This window comes from Sulfitobacter sp. SK012 (assembly GCF_003352085.1).
Classification (GTDB): Bacteria; Pseudomonadota; Alphaproteobacteria; order Rhodobacterales; family Rhodobacteraceae; genus Sulfitobacter.
In genome coordinates, this window is record NZ_CP025804.1 from 3,254,183 (window position 1) to 3,270,834 (window position 16,652).

The 16,652-nt window shown below is 56.1% G+C and carries 15 protein-coding genes; 9 read left to right on the top strand and 6 right to left on the bottom strand.

The annotated features are described in order from the left end of the window. Window positions 1-127 precede the first annotated feature (127 nt). Window positions 128-1,288 carry an IS30 family transposase gene (locus C1J03_RS15870; RefSeq protein ID WP_114883801.1) on the top strand — a complete coding sequence of 387 codons (1,161 nt, stop codon included), beginning with the start codon at window positions 128-130 and terminating at the stop codon, window positions 1,286-1,288. A 229-nt stretch (window positions 1,289-1,517) separates the two neighbouring features. Beyond that, window positions 1,518-2,246: a lipoyl(octanoyl) transferase LipB gene (gene lipB / locus C1J03_RS15875; protein ID WP_302661627.1), complete on the top strand. Its 729-nt coding sequence runs from the start codon at window positions 1,518-1,520 to the stop codon at window positions 2,244-2,246. On the opposite strand, the gene C1J03_RS15880 is transcribed toward lipB, so the two are convergent. Beyond that, window positions 2,216-4,132 (bottom strand): Hint domain-containing protein, encoded by a 1,917-nt coding sequence (locus C1J03_RS15880; RefSeq protein WP_114887476.1) that lies wholly within the window; start codon window positions 4,130-4,132, stop codon window positions 2,216-2,218. The genes lipB and C1J03_RS15880 overlap by 31 nt on opposite strands. 293 nt (window positions 4,133-4,425) lie before the next feature. Between C1J03_RS15880 and ctaD the strand changes: the two genes are divergently transcribed. After that, entirely contained in the window at window positions 4,426-6,096 is a 1,671-nt protein-coding gene (gene ctaD, locus C1J03_RS15885) for a cytochrome c oxidase subunit I (protein ID WP_114887477.1), read from the top strand. A 181-nt stretch (window positions 6,097-6,277) separates the two neighbouring features. Beyond that, entirely contained in the window at window positions 6,278-6,760 is a 483-nt protein-coding gene (locus C1J03_RS15890; protein ID WP_114887478.1) for a DUF2244 domain-containing protein, read from the top strand. A gap of 51 nt (window positions 6,761-6,811) precedes the next feature. Here C1J03_RS15890 and C1J03_RS15895 read toward each other — a convergent pair whose 3' ends face one another. Continuing rightward, window positions 6,812-7,273 (bottom strand): GatB/YqeY domain-containing protein, encoded by a 462-nt coding sequence (locus tag C1J03_RS15895; RefSeq protein WP_114887479.1) that lies wholly within the window; start codon window positions 7,271-7,273, stop codon window positions 6,812-6,814. 205 nt (window positions 7,274-7,478) lie between these two features. Here C1J03_RS15895 and carA point away from each other — a divergent pair, with 205 nt between their 5' ends. Both carA and C1J03_RS15905 read left to right on the top strand, forming a co-directional pair. Then, the gene (gene carA / locus C1J03_RS15900; protein WP_114887480.1) at window positions 7,479-8,663 is read left to right on the top strand and encodes a glutamine-hydrolyzing carbamoyl-phosphate synthase small subunit; all 1,185 of its coding nucleotides are present in this window, start codon (window positions 7,479-7,481) and stop codon (window positions 8,661-8,663) included. Window positions 8,664-8,750: 87 nt separating this feature from the next. After that, a complete protein-coding gene (locus C1J03_RS15905; RefSeq protein WP_114887481.1) occupies window positions 8,751-10,628 on the top strand; it encodes a glycosyltransferase family 2 protein in 1,878 nt (625 codons plus the stop codon). A 1-nt stretch (window position 10,629) separates the two neighbouring features. Here C1J03_RS15905 and C1J03_RS15910 read toward each other — a convergent pair whose 3' ends face one another. Further along, entirely contained in the window at window positions 10,630-11,295 is a 666-nt protein-coding gene (locus C1J03_RS15910; protein ID WP_114887482.1) for a GntR family transcriptional regulator, read from the bottom strand. Between the two features lie 96 nt (window positions 11,296-11,391). Here C1J03_RS15910 and C1J03_RS15915 point away from each other — a divergent pair, with 96 nt between their 5' ends. Then, the gene (locus C1J03_RS15915) at window positions 11,392-12,048 is read left to right on the top strand and encodes a pyrimidine 5'-nucleotidase (protein ID WP_114887483.1); all 657 of its coding nucleotides are present in this window, start codon (window positions 11,392-11,394) and stop codon (window positions 12,046-12,048) included. Between the two features lies 1 nt (window position 12,049). Continuing rightward, window positions 12,050-13,240, top strand: coding sequence for a UbiH/UbiF family hydroxylase (locus tag C1J03_RS15920; protein WP_114887484.1), 1,191 nt, complete (start codon window positions 12,050-12,052; stop codon window positions 13,238-13,240). Here C1J03_RS15920 and C1J03_RS15925 read toward each other — a convergent pair. The 3 genes from C1J03_RS15925 to C1J03_RS15935 form a co-directional block, all read right to left on the bottom strand. After that, window positions 13,237-14,361 (bottom strand): aminotransferase class V-fold PLP-dependent enzyme, encoded by a 1,125-nt coding sequence (locus C1J03_RS15925; protein WP_114887485.1) that lies wholly within the window; start codon window positions 14,359-14,361, stop codon window positions 13,237-13,239. The two genes, C1J03_RS15920 and C1J03_RS15925, sit on opposite strands and share 4 nt — an antisense overlap. 105 nt (window positions 14,362-14,466) lie before the next feature. Further along, window positions 14,467-14,922, bottom strand: a complete 456-nt coding sequence (locus C1J03_RS15930; RefSeq protein WP_114887486.1) for an Lrp/AsnC family transcriptional regulator — start codon at window positions 14,920-14,922, stop codon at window positions 14,467-14,469. Continuing rightward, window positions 14,919-15,374, bottom strand: a complete 456-nt coding sequence (locus C1J03_RS15935; protein ID WP_114887487.1) for an Lrp/AsnC family transcriptional regulator — start codon at window positions 15,372-15,374, stop codon at window positions 14,919-14,921. Before C1J03_RS15935 ends, C1J03_RS15930 begins: the two co-directional genes overlap by 4 nt. Before the next feature lie 134 nt (window positions 15,375-15,508). Here C1J03_RS15935 and ilvC point away from each other — a divergent pair, with 134 nt between their 5' ends. After that, window positions 15,509-16,531, top strand: coding sequence for a ketol-acid reductoisomerase (ilvC, locus tag C1J03_RS15940; RefSeq protein WP_114887488.1), 1,023 nt, complete (start codon window positions 15,509-15,511; stop codon window positions 16,529-16,531). Window positions 16,532-16,652 lie beyond the last annotated feature (121 nt).

Genomic DNA, 16,652 nt, shown 5'->3' on the forward strand with positions numbered 1-16,652 from the left:
TTAAAATCTTGAGCAAATACGCGGGCTGTAAGTGAGCGGTTTGAAGTTGACGAACGTCCAATTGACACGGTGGCCTCAACTGGTCGACGCAACACTTTAATCTTTAGAAAGAGATGGAGTGTTTTGAATGAAGTATCGTCGCAGGATTTACTATTCAGCTGAGCAGCGTGCCGAGATCTGGGATCGATGGCAACGTGGGGAGTCGATGAGTTCGATTGGGCGGGTCTTTGATCGCCAATCGTCGTCGGTATTTTCGGTCATCTCACCTACGGGCGGGATACGGCCGCCGGATCGCAGGCGTGGCAGTTCTGCATTGAGCCTCTCTGAGCGCGAAGAGATATCCCGCGGGCTGAGTACCAAGCAATCCTTGCGTGCGATTGCACGCCAGTTGCGACGTGCGCCCTCAACGATCAGCCGGGAGGTGCGGCGCAATGGCGGATCAGTCGGCTATCGTGCGTCTAGTTCAGATCAGGCTGCTTGGAACCGGGCTCTGCGTCCAAAGATATGCAAGCTGGCTTGTCACCCGACATTGGCCCGCGCAGTATCAGCAAAGCTACGGCGCAAGTGGTCTCCCGAGCAGGTTGCGGGTTGGCTCAAACGGGCGTTCCCGGAGGAGGCGCACAAACAGGTGTCACACGAGACTATCTATCGAAGCCTTTATATACAGGCACGTGGCGTTCTCAAAAAGGAGCTGCTGGCGCACTTGCGCGCAAAACGCACAGTCAGGCGTTCCCAGCATGCCAGCCTAAAGCGCAACGGTAATGGCCAAATTAAAGATGCTGTGTCCATCAGCGAAAGGCCTGCATCCGTCGAGGATCGCGCTGTTCCGGGTCACTGGGAAGGCGACCTGATTGGCGGATCGAAGAACAGCTATATCGCGACCCTGGTCGAGCGGCATTCACGATACGTGATGTTGGTGAAAGTCGCGAACAAGGACACTGAAAGCGTCGTCACTGCGCTGATCAAGTCGGCTCAGAAGCTGCCGCGAGAACTTTACAAATCCTTGACGTGGGATCGTGGCAAAGAGCTAGCAGATCATCCGCGCTTCACACTGGCCACGGATGTCGATGTCTACTTCTGCGACCCGCAGTCACCTTGGCAACGTGGATCAAACGAGAACACCAACCGGCTTTTGAGGCAGTATTTGCCAAGAGGAACCGACTTATCCGTTCATTCTCAGGCAAAGCTCAGCGCAATTGCAAGGCAACTTAACGAACGTCCTCGCAAGACCTTGCAATATCAAACCCCAGCAGAGAAGTTCGCTGAGTGTGTTGCATCGACCGGTTGAGGTCGCCACAAAAACCTATTCTTCAGGGTAACATAGACGGTCTGAACCAAACGCTTTGCGCCCCTTGGGCGAGAACCCAAAGGAATTACACCAACCAACTGTTTTGCAGTGGCAGTAGCGCAGGCAGAGAGCTTGATACGTTTGCCGCATCCAACTGGTGGGTATTGCGCTGGTTAGTCGCGCGTGAGTGGACCCATGACCAAATGACCGCGCCAAACCTGCGTCCTTGATTGAACACTTCACCTCGTCGCGTGCAAACGCTAAACACCGGCCTATGGTTGAATGGATCACCTCTGAAGGGCTGACAGATTACCGCGCCGCTGAGGCGTGGATGGAAGCGCGCGCGGAGGCCATCGCGGCTGGTGAGGCGGATGAGTGCATCTGGCTTGTCGAACACCCGCCGCTTTATACCGCTGGCACCTCTGCCAAACCTGCTGATCTGACCGACCCTGATCGCTTTCGCGTTTTTGCGACCAAACGGGGTGGGCAATATACTTATCACGGGCCAGGCCAGCGCGTGGCCTATGTCATGTTGGATGTTGCCGCACGGGGCCGCGATGTCCGTTGTTTCGTGCGTGACCTAGAGGCTTGGGTGATTGCCACGCTTGATCAATTTGGCGTTAAGGGAGAAATCCGCGACGGCCGAGTTGGCGTTTGGGTGGCCAGGCCAGACCAGCCTGCAGCCCCCGACGGATCACCCGCCGAGGATAAAATCGCCGCCATCGGGATCCGCCTTCGCAAATGGGTCAGCTTTCATGGGATCAGCATCAATGTGGAACCGGACCTGTCCCATTTTGACGGTATTGTGCCGTGCGGGATCACCGATCACGGCGTCACGTCGCTGGTTGATCTGGATTTGCCCGTGACGATGGATGACCTTGATCTGGCTTTGCGCCACAGCTTTGATTTGGTTATGGGCGCACCCGCTCAGCTGTGCGACAGCAAGGCAGACTCGTAACCTCGCAAGATGCGCCGCGCAGGCTCGATGGGCACGCAAGCTTCGAGTTCAGGGAAAAGTTTGAGCAGCTCGTCACGCGTCTGCGCATCGCCGACAGCTTCGGTCCCAAGATGAAAACTCTCGCTTGCGATGCCCTCGGCGAGAATAATCTCATGGGCATCAAAGATCAGGTGCACATAGATGACCTGAGCACAAGGCCGCCGGTAAATGGTCTCGGCATTGACCAAATGGATCGTGGGGACAAGCACCTCGGCTTCACCAAACAAAAGTTCCGCGCGCCAATCCGCCATGAACATCCGGTGCATCGGCGACACGGCCAAATCACGTTTGGCACCCCACGTGCCTTTTGAGAAGATCACCGGGGCCATCTGGCCCATCCCAGAGCAGCGGCTTTGCAACACTTGGCGAACCGGCTGAAAACCGTGATCCAACGTCGCGACGTGTTGGCCCGGTTTCAGGTCCTCAATGGCCGTCGGGCCCTCTTTGGTCTGGATTTGCGTCCCGGCGACAAAGCAGGCGACGTTGATGTTGTCGCTGGTAAGTTGGCTGCCAGAAACCCCTGTCAGAACGATTGACCCACCCGCCATGGACGTGTTGTCGCTGAAGTCACCGATCGACTGGTTCAGGATGTTGTCATCTGCAAGATCCGCACGGACTTCAAACAGATTGGTGTAGAAGTCTGAAAGGTCGAGAAAATCATTGTTGGTCTGGTCACCGTCGTTGATGTCTTGCCCAGTGGCCGTGTTGAAATCGGAAATCGTATCGGCACCGTCGCCAACCAGGTAGGTAAAGGTGTCAAACCCGTCGCCACCCGAAATGGTGTCATCCCCAGTACCGCCGGTTAACGTGTCGTTGTCCGCGCCGCCATCAAGGCTGTCATCGCCAGAACCACCAAAGAGCTGGTCTGCCCCTGCATCTCCGCGCAGCGTATCATTATCACCACCGCCAACGAGAGAGTCGTCCCCCTCCCCACCGGACATGTCATCATCGCCTGCGCCACCTAGCAGCGTGTCATTGCCCACGCCGCCGGCAATAGCGTCAGCACCGACATCACCATCCAACAGATCATTGCCTGTACCACCGTCGATGCTGTCGTCGCCGATTTCGCCAAAGATGGTGTCATCACCGCCATCGCCTAAAATCGTGTCGTTGCCTGCACCGCCGCTAATGCTGTCGTCGCCATCGACCCCGGCAGGGATACCGGTGACGGAGTATTCAGGGCCTGGTGCCAAGCCAAGCATGGGCGAGGTCAGCAGATTTTGACTGGTGCCGCCGGTATCGGGCCCGCTGATTGTCGCGGCAAGGGTATCGCCACCCCTATTTTCCCAATAACGAATTTGAATTGTGTAGGTCTCAAGAGGGTCCAGCACCACATCGCCGAAACGCGTTGTGGTACCTTGGTGAAAGTCGTTGTTGAGGTAGTCGCGCGTGCCACCGGTTTGGTTCGCAAAGTCCAACGCATTTCCTGAGGAATCGAAAATCTGAATTGTTGAACCATCGTCAGACGAGGTTGTCAGCCGGTACGTCCCACCCGCCGCAGTGTTTAACGTGCTGGTATAGATAACGCCGAAATCTTCGGGGTTGCCCGTGGTGCCACGCACCGTATTCGTCAGGTCGCCCTCATTGAAATCGGTGACATAGCCCGAGCCGGTCCGCACCCCGCTCTCGATGTCAAAGGCTTGCCCACTTGAAGAGGAGAAGTTGCGATCAAAAGTCTCGAAATGCCACGCACCCTCGACCGGGCCGTCGCCCCGCAGCACGTCATCGCTATTACCGCCCGTAATCGTGTCATTGCCTAAACCACCGGTCAGCGTGTCGGCGCTGGTGGTTCCGTTGAGGGATTGATCAGCCTCAGTTGCAGGTGTGGTGCTGGAATTCGTTGCCATTGAGCCGTAACCACCTTTAAAACCATACAAATAGTGCCCAGCTCAACAAGCTAGGTTTACGAACAATCCGTATTTTGCACGCAAAACCGACTGAAATGTGATGATCCTGAGGCCATTGCATGGACTTTGACCCGGTCAGTTTGTGGAAAAATCTGATTTTGGGGCAAATTTAGATTGGCTGCGGCAAAGCTGACCATTGCCCCCCGGACGTTGGCGCACTAAAACGTGAGGCAGATCGCACCTCCGAATGCCAAAGGCGGGATGCGCAAAATTCTTAGTTCAGGAGGCACCGCATGGCAGACGCAGCCATTAACGGGCACGACCACCACGACGAGCGGAGTTTTTTCACCCGCTGGTTTATGTCCACTAACCATAAAGATATCGGTATTCTGTACCTGATTGTCTCCGCATTTGTCGGTTTCATCTCGGTGACCTTCACCATCTACATGCGACTTGAGCTGATGAACCCCGGGGTTCAGTACATGTGTATGGAAGGCGCTCGGTTCATTGCTGATTCCAACAGCCTATGTACGCCCAACGGGCATTTGTGGAATGTGTTGATCACAGGACACGGCATCTTAATGATGTTCTTTGTTGTGATCCCGGCACTGTTCGGCGGTTTCGGCAACTATTTCATGCCGCTGCAGATTGGCGCGCCGGATATGGCGTTCCCGCGGATGAACAACCTGTCCTTCTGGCTTTATATTGCAGGTACTTCGCTGGCGATCTGTTCGGTTCTGATGCCGGGCGGTAATGGTCAGCCGGGCTCTGGTGTGGGGTGGGTTTTGTATCCGCCGCTCTCTGTCAAAGAGGCTGGTATGTCGATGGACTTCGCGATCTTCGCGGTCCACGTCTCGGGTGCATCATCTATCCTTGGCGCGATCAACATGATCACGACCTTCCTCAACATGCGCGCACCGGGCATGACCTTGTTCAAAGTGCCGCTGTTTTCATGGTCGATCTTTGTCACAAGCTGGCTAATCTTGCTGTCTCTGCCGGTTTTGGCGGGCGCGATCACCATGCTTTTGATGGACCGTAACTTTGGCTTTGCCTTCTTCGACCCCGCTGGCGGTGGTGATCCGGTCTTGTACCAACACATCTTGTGGTTCTTCGGACACCCCGAAGTGTACATCATCATCTTGCCCGGCTTTGGTCTGATCTCTCACGTGATTGCGACCTTCTCACGCAAGCCGATCTTTGGTTATCTTCCCATGGTTTGGGCGATCATCGCGATTGGTGTGCTGGGCTTTGTTGTGTGGGCGCACCACATGTACACGGTTGGTATGTCGCTGGATCAGCAAGCCTATTTCATGCTGGCAACGATGGTCATTGCGGTACCGACAGGCGTCAAAGTGTTCAGTTGGATTGCAACCATGTGGGGCGGATCGATTGAACTAAAGACACCAATGCTTTGGGCCTTTGGTTTCTTGTTCCTCTTCACCGTGGGTGGCGTGACCGGTATCGTCCTGAGCCAAGCTGCTGTGGACCGTTACTACCACGACACTTACTACGTCGTGGCACACTTCCACTATGTGATGAGCCTTGGTGCCGTGTTCACCATCTTTGCAGGTATCTACTTTTACCTGCCCAAGATGTCGGGCCGGATGTATCCTGAATGGGCTGGCAAACTGCACTTCTGGGCGATGTTCGTCGGGTCTAACCTGACGTTCTTCCCGCAGCACTTTTTGGGCCGTCAGGGCATGCCACGTCGCTACATCGACTATCCTGAGGCGTTTGCCTACTGGAACCAATGGTCGTCTATCGGCGCGTTCCTGAGCTTTGCATCGTTCCTGTTCTTCTTCGGTGTGATCGCTTGGACCCTCACCCGTGGTGCCAAAGTTACGGCGACCAATCCATGGAACGAATATGCGGATACGCTTGAATGGACTCTGCCTTGCCCACCACCAGAGCACACCTTCGAAATTCTTCCTAAGCAGGAAGAATGGGACAAGCCGCATCACTAATCGGCTTTTAGGTATCGGGTGATTTCATAAGGGATCATTCAAAGGACACGGCGCAACACCATGTCCAAAAATTCAAAAGGGCTCCAACATTGGTTGGGGCCCTTTTCTTTTGATCGCCCAAAAGGCCAGGTGCCGTCTTTGTCGCATTGCATGACCGACGCACGACGCTAGGATTCGGATCATGCCGTATGAATGGACATCCGCGCCCCACGCCAAACGCCAGACGCTGCGCCTGTGGCCGTACCAATCTCTCCCCGCCCGCGGGATGGCAGCATTTGTCCTGGCGACATTTACCCTGATTTCGATCCCAGTGTTATCCATGCTTGGATCGGTCATTCTGTGGGGGATTTTGCCGTTCACATTGGCAGCTGTTTGGGGCGTTTATTTCGCGCTACAGCGCAACCATGCTGCGCGCCTCATCGAAGAATTTCTGACCCTCAGCGAGGACGCTGCGCATCTTGAACGGATCAACCCAAAAGGGGACCGTCAAGAATGGGACTGCGAACGCTATTGGACACAGGTGATAAAATATGACGACGAGGGTCCGGTGCCACATTACGTCACCCTGCGCGGCAGAGGCCGCGAGGTTGAGATTGGCGCATTTCTAAGTGAAGAAGAACGGATCGCGCTTTACGACGATCTGTCCCGCGCGCTGGCACGGTAAAACCTCACCCTGCCCCACGGGGCTCAGTTCCTACTGCCAGATCGGGATTGTTTAGCTGGTAAGGCGTTCTTTGACCAAAGGCCCCACGCGGCCAAAATCCATCTGACCTGTGTATTTGCCTTTGAGTTCGCCCATCACCTTGCCCATATCACGAATTGAATTGGCTCCGGTGTTTGCGACTGCGGCATCAACAGCGGCGGCCGTTTCTTCGCTGCTCAACTGTCGCGGCAGGAATTCTTCGATAATCAAGATTTCAGCGCGCTCTCGCTCGGACAGATCAAGGCGGCCGCCTTCCTCATAAGCACGGGCGGATTCGTTACGTTGCTTGGCCATTTTGCCCAAGATCGCAAGAACTTCGGCATCGTCGACACCATCGTCGTTGCCAGTGGCGCGGGCGGCGATGTCTTTGTCCTTGATCGCGGCACTGACCAAGCGAAGTGTGGAAAGCCGGTCGGCGGCTTTGTCTTTCATCGCTTGTTTCAGGCCGGCTGAGATGCGGTTGCGCAGGTCCATCGAGTATCCTTTGATGCTGGGCATTCGTAAGCCTAGGACCATAGCCAAATGAACCGCAGACAGCAATCCCCTTGCCACAGGTCAACTTGTTGTTTTTTATAGATTTTTGATTTTCAACGCAGCCTTGACCCGCCGTCATCACACAGGTAGGTTCCCATCGTTTGCCTTGACCCCCTGCCCTGATCCTCCCGGAAGGACCCCCCCCATGGCCACCCCTAACGCTGCACCCCGTTCTGCCCCCAAGCCGACAGCCTGCCTTGCCTTGGCGGATGGCTCGCTCTTTTACGGTATGGGCTTTGGAGCCACAGGCCAAACCGTCGCGGAGTTGTGTTTTAACACGGCCATGACCGGGTATCAGGAAGTCATGACCGACCCGTCTTATGCGGGTCAGATTGTAACATTCACCTTCCCCCATATTGGCAATGTTGGCACCAACCCTGATGACGACGAATCTGGCGATCCGGTTGCCGAAGGGATGGTCGTCAAATGGATGCCAACAGAACCCTCCAGCTGGCGCACCGCTCAGACGCTTTCGGACTGGTTGGCGTCTCGGGGGCGGATTGCCATTGGCGGGATTGATACGCGCCGGCTGACGCGCGCCATTCGCCAACAAGGGGCCCCTCACGCAGCATTGGCACATAATCCCGATGGGGTTTTTGACGTTGAGGCGCTGGTTGCGGCCGCTCGGAGTTTTGTGGGTCTTGAGGGATTGGATCTGGCCAAGGACGTGACTTGCGCGCAGTCTTATCGCTGGAATGAAATGCGGTGGGCTTGGCCTGAAGGCTTCACGCCGCAAAAGGATGCAAAACACAAGGTTGTGGCTGTTGATTATGGCGCCAAGCGCAACATCTTGCGCTGCCTTGCGTCGGCGGGATGCGATGTCACTGTGTTGCCTGCAAGTGCAAGCTTTGACGACATTATGGCACATAAGCCTGACGGCCTGTTTCTGTCCAACGGCCCCGGTGATCCGGCGGCAACGGGGGAATATGCCGTTCCGATGATCCAGGAGGTTCTGGCAAAAACGGAAATGCCGGTCTTTGGCATTTGCCTAGGCCATCAGATGTTGGCGCTGGCGCTGGGTGCCAAGACCATCAAAATGAGCCACGGTCATCACGGAGCCAACCACCCGGTCAAAGACATGGATACCGGCAAGGTCGAGATCACCTCAATGAACCACGGATTTGCAGTGGATGCGCAAAGCCTGCCCGGCGGCGTGATCGAGACTCATCGATCGCTTTTTGATGGCTCAAACTGCGGTATCCGCATGGAAGGTCGTCCTGTTTGGTCGGTGCAACATCACCCCGAAGCAAGCCCCGGCCCACAAGACAGCTATTACCTTTTTGAACGTTTCGCCGAAGCAATGGCCCAACGCATGCAAACAGCGACCTAGTCGGGCTGCGCTTTAATCTGCCATTAATCCTTCCTTAAGCATCACCTGAGAAACTGCTTGCTAAGCATTGTTTTAGGGTGATTTTGGATGAGCGACCTCCGCCTGCATTTGTCAGAGCCTCAGGTTGCAACGCCTGTCGCACCAGCGCTGCCATTTGGCCGGCATCTGGTGAACGAAGGGGTTATTGCGCAAGCTGACTTGGTCCATGCGCTGAATCTGCAACGCCATATCGACGCGCCTTTAGGTGAAATTCTGGTCGCCGAAGGGCTGGCAGAAGAACATGACGTTCTTCATGCGCTGTCGATCCAGCATAATGCACAGCAAATCGACCTAAGGGCCGATCCGCCCGATCCGCACATGGCCCAGGCCCTACCGTCCGCCTTATGCCTTCAGCACGGCGTCGTTCCTTGGATGCGTTTGGGAAATATGCTGCTTGTTGCGACCAGCAGGCCTGACCGCTTTGAACATCTGCGCGCCTGTGTTGGTGCTGCTGGCGCACGAATGCTGCCGGTGATTGCGGACGAAGCGCAAATCCAAAGCACGATCAGCGATCTGTTTGGACAAGAGCTGGCGCAAAGGGCGGCCAGCTGTGTGCCCGCAGCCGAAAGCTGCAGGTCATGGAAAACAACATCGCAGCGCAGATGGGTATGGGCGGTTGGGCTGGCGGCCGCAGTTGGTGTCTCCCTGATCGCGGCCCCTCTCTGGACGATAACGGTAGCGATGGTGCTTGCCTTCGTGACTCTGATGATGACAACCGGCCTAAAGCTGGCGGCATTTTGCGCGCAGATGAGTCCGCGCCTGGCTGGTCGTCCCGAAACATTTGAGGTCACCGCCGCCCCTTTTCCGATGCCCCGTGTATCGATCCTTGTGCCGTTGCTGCACGAAAAAGAAATCGCGGGTAAACTCATTGAACGGCTGTCGCGGCTGACCTATCCGAAATCGCTCCTCAATGTTGTTCTCGTGCTTGAGGCCTGTGATGATATCACCCGCGAAACGCTCGCACGGACCGATCTCCCGCCTTGGATCAGCGTCATCGAAGTGCCAAGCGCCGATCAACTGACAACCAAGCCACGTGCGCTGAATTATGCACTGAATTTTTGTACCGGCTCCATCATTGGCGTCTGGGATGCCGAAGATGCGCCCGAGCCGGATCAAATCGAAAGTGTCGTAAACCGATTTCAACAAGCTCCCAAAAATGTCGCATGTTTGCAGGGGGTTCTGGATTATTACAATCCACGTGCCAATTGGTTGGCACGGTGTTTTACCATTGAATATGCCACCTGGTGGCGGATGGTTCTGCCCGGTGTGGCCAAGCTGGGCCTTGTCATTCCGCTGGGCGGAACGACGTTGTTTTTCCGGCGCGATATTCTGGAACGGCTTTGCGGATGGGACGCGCATAACGTCACCGAAGATGCGGATTTAGGCGTGCGTCTGGCGCGCCACGGCTATGTGACTGAACTGCTCCCGACCGTTACTTACGAAGAGGCAAATTGCCATGCGTGGCCTTGGGTTCGGCAACGCTCGCGCTGGCTCAAAGGTTTCTTGATCACGTGGTGTGTGCATATGCGCACGCCGCGGCAGCTCTTGCGTGAACTGGGGTTCCTGCGGTTTCTGGGGGTGCAAACGGTCTTTCTCGCGACATTCGCGCAATTCGCCGGCGCTCCATTGCTTTGGTCATTTTGGATTACGCTTTTTGGCATATCCCACCCCGTCGCCCTAACCTTAGGAACGCCGGTCGCTTTGGGGATGGCCGGTGCGTTCTTGTTGGCCGAGGTGATTAATCTGAGCATTTCATTGGTTGCCGTGTCAGGTCGAGAACATCGGCATTTGATGCTCTATGTGCTGACCATGCCGTTCTATTTTATGCTCGGCGCTTTGGCGGCTTATAAAGCGTTGTATGAAATGGTCCGCCGCCCTTTTTTCTGGGACAAAACCCAGCACGGCGTCACCCAAGAGACCGACTAGCTTAACTTTCAGCCTCGCGGGCTGCTGCTTCTTGCTTCAGCCGCGTGGTAAAGGCGACTGAAATATGTGTCCGAAGCGCGTCATCCGCGGCATCCCCGTCGCGCGCTTCAATCGCGCTCACAATGCGGTCATGTTCTTGCTGTGCGATCGCCCCGCGCCCCGTCACTGCAAGCGAGCTGGTCGCCATCAATGCCATAGAACGGTGCACCAGGTCCAATTGCCGCACAAGAAACCGGTTATGAGACGCTAGATGAATTTGTTTGTGAAACCGCCTGTTGGCACGAGAAAGCGCGCCAGGATTGTCTGCAAGAGCATGATCGGCTTCAACCATTTCGCGCAGCAGACGAATTTCTTCGGTGGTGGCATGGCGCGCCGCAAGCCGCGCCGCGAGCCCTTCGAGTTCGCCGCGTACTACATAAAGCTCTGCCATTTGATTGTGGTCCAGTGACGCCACGATCAAGCTGCGCCCATCGCGAGACAACAAGGATTGCGTTTCAAGCCGTTGCAATGCCTCGCGCACCGGCGTGCGCGACACGCCAAAACGTTCAGCAAGCTCACTTTCTACGAGCCGGTCGCCGGGGCGATATGTTCCAGTATCGATCGCATCAAGGATCATCGAATAAGCATCTGTTTGTGGCGGTCTGGGCGCGGTTCGTGTCGACGGCATGGATCAGCCTCTGCATTGGAAATCTGCGGTACCTTAACGCCCATTAGCCCCAGTGTAACCCTTGCAGTATGCCCCACCCCACCCTACCAAGAGGCTATGTCTCGCGCCGCCTTTTCTCATGTAACGACGTGGGTGTTTGATCTTGATCACACCCTTTATCCGCCCTCTGCGCGGCTCTTTGATCTGATCGAAGTACGCATGACCGCGTGGGTGATGGACGCTTTGGGTGTGGACGCGGTTGAGGCGGACCGTTTGCGTTTGCACTACTGGCAAACATACGGGACCACGTTGGCCGGTTTGATGCGCGAACATAACGTTGATCCGGCCCCCTACCTTGAAGATGTGCATGATATTTCGATGGCAAGCCTGATCCCTAATCCACAACTCGCCGCGCGGCTAACTGCGTTGCCCGGACGTAGGATCGTTTATACCAACGGCTGTGTGCCCTATGCGAACCGGGTGCTGGCCGCACTCGGGATCGGTGATGCATTTGAAGCGGTGTACGGCGTTGAAACAGCAGGTTTCTTTCCCAAACCTGAGCGCGCCGCGTTTGAGCGTATCTTTGCGTTGGACGGGCTGGACCCGACCCGCGCCGCGATGTTTGAGGATGACGCACGCAACCTTGCAGCGCCTCATGACATGGGATTGTCCTGCGTCCACGTTGGCCCAACACGCGCTGAGGTGCCGCATGTGCATTTTCACACCAATGATTTAACTCATTTCCTGTCGGGGCTCGTCAGCGCGGAGGCATAAAGTGGATTGCGACATCTTAATTTCGGGCGGGGGGATTGCCGGGCTTACGGCTGCCGCAGCGTTTGGAACGGCCGGCTTTTCGGTCATTTGTGTGGATCCGCCCCCCCCGATCGTGACGCCACAAGATGACGGAGCAGATCTGCGCTCCACCGCGATGCTGCAACCTGCACGGCTGCTTTTGGAACGTGCGGGGCTTTGGGATGAGCTGGCGCCGCATGCGGCCCCGCTACAGATCATGCGGATCGTGGACGCTGGCGGCGAAATCGCAGAGCCGCGCGTGACCTGTGAGTTCAATGCCAACGAGATATCAGATCAACCTTTCGGGTGGAATTTCCCGAACTGGCTGTTGCGGCAGGTTATGCTCGAAAAGCTGTCCACGTTGGGAAATGTACATTTCCACGCCGGAACCAAAACAACGACACTGTTCACGCGTATGGACTGCGCGCGTGTAGGTCTTAGCGACGGCAGACGCATCAAAGCGCGATTGGTAATTGCGGCCGACGGGCGCGGCTCGCCGATGCGGGCTGCCGCAGGTATTGACGTGACCACGCGGCGCTTTGGTCAAAAGGCCCTCGCTTTCGCAGTGACCCACCCCATTCCGCATGAAAATGTTTCAACCGAAATTCACCGCACAGGCGGCCCCTTCACCCTCGTGCCTTTGCCTGACCGCGACGCAATGCCCTGTTCTGCAGTGGTTTGGATGGACGGCGGCCCCCAAACGCAAGCGCGCATGGCGTTGGACATTGCAGAGTTTGAGGCTGAGGCAACGGCACGGAGCTGCCACATGCTGGGTCCGTTATCCCTCGTTACGAAACGCCAAGCCTGGCCAATCATTAGCCAACATGCAGCACGGTTAAGCGCTGAACGGGTGGCGCTGATCGCCGAAGCTGCGCATGTCATGCCCCCCATTGGCGCGCAGGGCCTCAACATGTCGCTGAACGATATAGCCACCCTGCTTGATCTGGCGCAGAACAGCCCGGACACATTGGGCGACAGGACAATGTTGGATGCCTATCACAAGGCGCGCTACAGCGATATTGCGCTTCGGGTTCGCGGCATTGATCTGTTGAACCGTGCCTCGCAAGCGCGCAGCCCCTTAGCGCGCGATGCACGTGCGCTGGGACTTAATGCGTTATATTCAGCAGCGCCCGTGCGGCGGATGTTGATGCAAATGGGCCTTGGAATGCGCTAAAGCACGTCGTCAAGAACCCGCGCCAATCGCGCCAGCGTCGCGTTGACGTCATAAAGCTTGTCCAACCCAAAAAGCCCCAACCGAAAGGTGCTGAACCCATCAGGCTCGCCGACCTGCAACGGCACACCTGCAGCAATCTGCATGCCTTTGGCGGCAAAAGCGCTGCCGTTCTTAATATTAGGATCAGTCGTATAACTCACAACAACCCCGGGCGCGCCAAAGCCTTGCGCTGCAACAGACGTCACACCCTTTTGGGCCAGCATCTCGCGCACGCCGTCACCAAGCCGCCATTGCGCCTCTTTTAGACGCTCAAAACCGTGCTCTTTTGTTTCAAGGATCGTATCGCGGAAACTGCGCAGCGCGTCGGTTGGCAACGTGGCATGATAGGCGTGGCCACCGTCCTCATATGCCTTCATGATGCTGCGCCATTTGCCCAGATCAATGGAAAAGCTATCGGATTGTGTTTCTTCCAGCCGCAGTTCTGCGCGGGCTGACATCATCACCAAACCTGCAGAAGGTGAAGCAGACCAGCCCTTTTGCGGGGCCGAAATCAACACATCGACGCCCAACGCTTTCATATCGATCCAAGCGCACCCAGACGCGATGCAATCAAGTACCATCAGCGCACCAACCTCATGCGCGGCTGCAGCCATCGCCGCGATGTAGTCATCGGGCAAGATCATACCCGCACTGGTTTCAACATGGGGCGCAAAGACCACCTGCGGCTTTTCGGCCCTGATTGTCGCGGTAACGTCTTCTATTGGCGCGGGCGCAAATGGTGCTGGCGTGTCGTTCCCTTGTGGCCGCGCCTTCATAACAGTGGCATTGGCTGTCAGCCCGCCGGTCTCAATGATTTGGCTCCAGCGGTAAGAGAACCAACCATTGCGCACGACCAGCACGTCGCGGTCACGGGCAAATTGACGCGCGACCGCCTCCATTGCAAAGGTCCCACCACCTGGCACCAACGCTATTGCATCAGCGTTATATACCTCACGCAGCAACACGGAGATATCGCGCATCACCTGCTGAAAGCTGCCACTCATATGGTTGAGCGAGCGGTCCGTGAAAACAACCGAGAATTCGTCCAGACCCTCTGGGTCCACGTTATCGAGCAATGCCATTTTTATCTCCTGCGCAAGAAACCTATGTCATGCATAGGAACCCTACGCGCCAAAGGCAAACCTATCTACCTTGCGGTAGGCCTTGCCGCGGGCGATCCTGCGCCATCACAGCGGCCCCGGCAAACGCTCTTCACTCAATAGAACGTTCGCTTCAACGTCGCCTGCGCCGGGTAGTGTCATGATCCGGCGACGCAGCACCCGTTCAAAATCGGCCAGATCGCGCGCAACAACCCTCAACCGGTAATCATAAAGGCCAAGCACGTGCTCAACGGTTTGCACCTCTGGGATCGCGACAACGGCACGCTCGAAATCCTCGAGGCTCACACGGCCCTTCAACGCCAGTTTAACCCCGAGGAACACCGTGACCCCAAAACCCAGTTTTTCTACATCCAGCCGCAGCCTGCGCCCCTTGATAATCCCTTCAGTCTCGAGCCGCCTAATTCGTCGCCATGTCGCGGGTTGGGACAAGCCTAAGTCTCGCCCCAACGCCCCAGCACTTTGGCTGGCATCTTGGGCAAGTCTGCGCAGCAAATTACGATCAATCTCATCTAGCTCGGTCATAACGGCAGCGCCTCGTCGCGTTTGATCCGTGCAACCTGCATCAACGCCTCGATGTCAGCGATATGCGGAAGGCTGAGAATGCGGCTACGGTAGATTTCCTGATAATGCGCCATGTCGCGCGCGATGATCGACAAACGTGCGTCGACCCTCCCCAAAAAGGTCTGCAATTCGATGACCTCTGGGATTTTGCGCGCTTCCGCCAGAAACGCGTCAAAGGCATTGGGCTGCGTCTTGTCGAGCGTGACACGCAAGGACACCTCCACCGCATAGCCCAATGCGGCCCAGTCGATCACCGCTTCGACACCGTGCAGGATCCCGGCATCTTGCATCCGCGCGATCCGGCGCGCTACCTTGCCGGGGTTCATTGCACAACGCTCTGCCAGCTCGCTCGGGCTGAGGCTTGGTTCAGCCTGCCAATACCGTAAAAGCCTGCGATCTAAGTCATCAAGCATGATTTATCCGATTATTGTCCACATGACGCATGATTGCCGTCATCTTTCTGAATAAACTCATTTCCAAGCAATGGCCAGTCGCGCCGTAATCGCTAATGTGTCCTCAAATCAAACCCATCCGAAAGGACCGCAAAATGCGCGTTTACTATGACCGTGACTGTGACGTTAACCTCATCAAAGACAAAAAGGTCGCCATTTTGGGCTACGGCTCACAGGGCCACGCCCACGCGCTGAACCTGCGCGATTCTGGTGCGAAAAACCTAGTTGTTGCTCTGCGCGAAGGGTCTTCTTCCATCGCCAAAGCCGAAGGCGAAGGCCTGAAAACAATGGGCATCGCCGAAGCTGCTGCATGGGCTGATGTGATCATGTTCACCATGCCCGACGAGCTGCAGGCCGAAACATACAAAAAATATGTGCACGACAACATCCGTGAAGGTGCCGCAATCGCATTCGCCCACGGTTTGAACGTGCATTTTGGGTTGATCGAACCCAAAGCAGGCATTGACGTGATCATGATGGCCCCTAAAGGCCCCGGCCACACCGTGCGCGGCGAATATTCAAAAGGTGGCGGCGTACCCTGCCTTGTAGCCGTTGACGAAGACGCTTCCGGCAAAGCGCTCGAAATTGGCTTGTCTTACTGCTCCGCCATCGGTGGCGGTCGTTCTGGCATTATTGAAACCAACTTCCGCGAAGAATGCGAAACCGATCTCTTCGGTGAACAGGCCGTATTGTGTGGTGGCTTAGTCGAACTGATCCGCATGGGTTTCGAAACGCTGGTCGAAGCTGGCTACGCACCAGAAATGGCGTATTTCGAGTGCTTGCATGAGGTCAAACTCATCGTCGATCTGATCTATGAAGGCGGCATCGCCAACATGAACTACTCGATCTCCAACACAGCCGAATATGGCGAGTACGTTTCCGGCCCACGCATCCTGCCCTACGACGAGACAAAGGCAAAGATGAAAGCTGTTCTGCACGACATCCAAACCGGTGCGTTTGTACGGGACTTCATGCAGGAAAATTCTGCTGGCCAGCCGTTCTTTAAAGGTACACGCCGCATGAACGACGAGCACCAGATCGAACAGGTTGGTGCCAAGCTGCGCGAAATGATGCCGTGGATCTCCGCAGGCAAGATGGTCGACAAGGCCAAAAACTAAGCGACCCGAAAAACGACAAGGGCCCGGTTGCAAAACTGGGCCTTTTCCAAACACCATGCGTTATATGCCCGTTTGCAGGAATCTCCGGCGACATGGTGCCTTTCGCCAAAGCTGATTTTTG

Excerpts from the sequence above, each read along its gene's own strand:
- C1J03_RS15930 (WP_114887486.1), bottom strand. The coding sequence starts at position 14,922 with ATGACCGAGCTAGATGAGATTGATCGTAATTTGCTGCGCAGACTTGCC.
- C1J03_RS15910 (WP_114887482.1), bottom strand. The coding sequence starts at position 11,295 with ATGCCGTCGACACGAACCGCGCCCAGACCGCCACAAACAGATGCTTAT.
- C1J03_RS15895 (WP_114887479.1), bottom strand. The coding sequence starts at position 7,273 with ATGGACCTGCGCAACCGCATCTCAGCCGGCCTGAAACAAGCGATGAAA.
- C1J03_RS15890 (WP_114887478.1), top strand. The coding sequence starts at position 6,278 with ATGCCGTATGAATGGACATCCGCGCCCCACGCCAAACGCCAGACGCTG.
- C1J03_RS15905 (WP_114887481.1), top strand. The coding sequence starts at position 8,751 with ATGAGCGACCTCCGCCTGCATTTGTCAGAGCCTCAGGTTGCAACGCCT.
- C1J03_RS15880 (WP_114887476.1), bottom strand. The coding sequence starts at position 4,132 with ATGGCAACGAATTCCAGCACCACACCTGCAACTGAGGCTGATCAATCC.
- ctaD (WP_114887477.1), top strand. The coding sequence starts at position 4,426 with ATGGCAGACGCAGCCATTAACGGGCACGACCACCACGACGAGCGGAGT.
- C1J03_RS15935 (WP_114887487.1), bottom strand. The coding sequence starts at position 15,374 with ATGCTTGATGACTTAGATCGCAGGCTTTTACGGTATTGGCAGGCTGAA.
- ilvC (WP_114887488.1), top strand. The coding sequence starts at position 15,509 with ATGCGCGTTTACTATGACCGTGACTGTGACGTTAACCTCATCAAAGAC.
- C1J03_RS15915 (WP_114887483.1), top strand. The coding sequence starts at position 11,392 with ATGTCTCGCGCCGCCTTTTCTCATGTAACGACGTGGGTGTTTGATCTT.
- carA (WP_114887480.1), top strand. The coding sequence starts at position 7,479 with ATGGCCACCCCTAACGCTGCACCCCGTTCTGCCCCCAAGCCGACAGCC.
- C1J03_RS15870 (WP_114883801.1), top strand. The coding sequence starts at position 128 with ATGAAGTATCGTCGCAGGATTTACTATTCAGCTGAGCAGCGTGCCGAG.
- C1J03_RS15925 (WP_114887485.1), bottom strand. The coding sequence starts at position 14,361 with ATGGCATTGCTCGATAACGTGGACCCAGAGGGTCTGGACGAATTCTCG.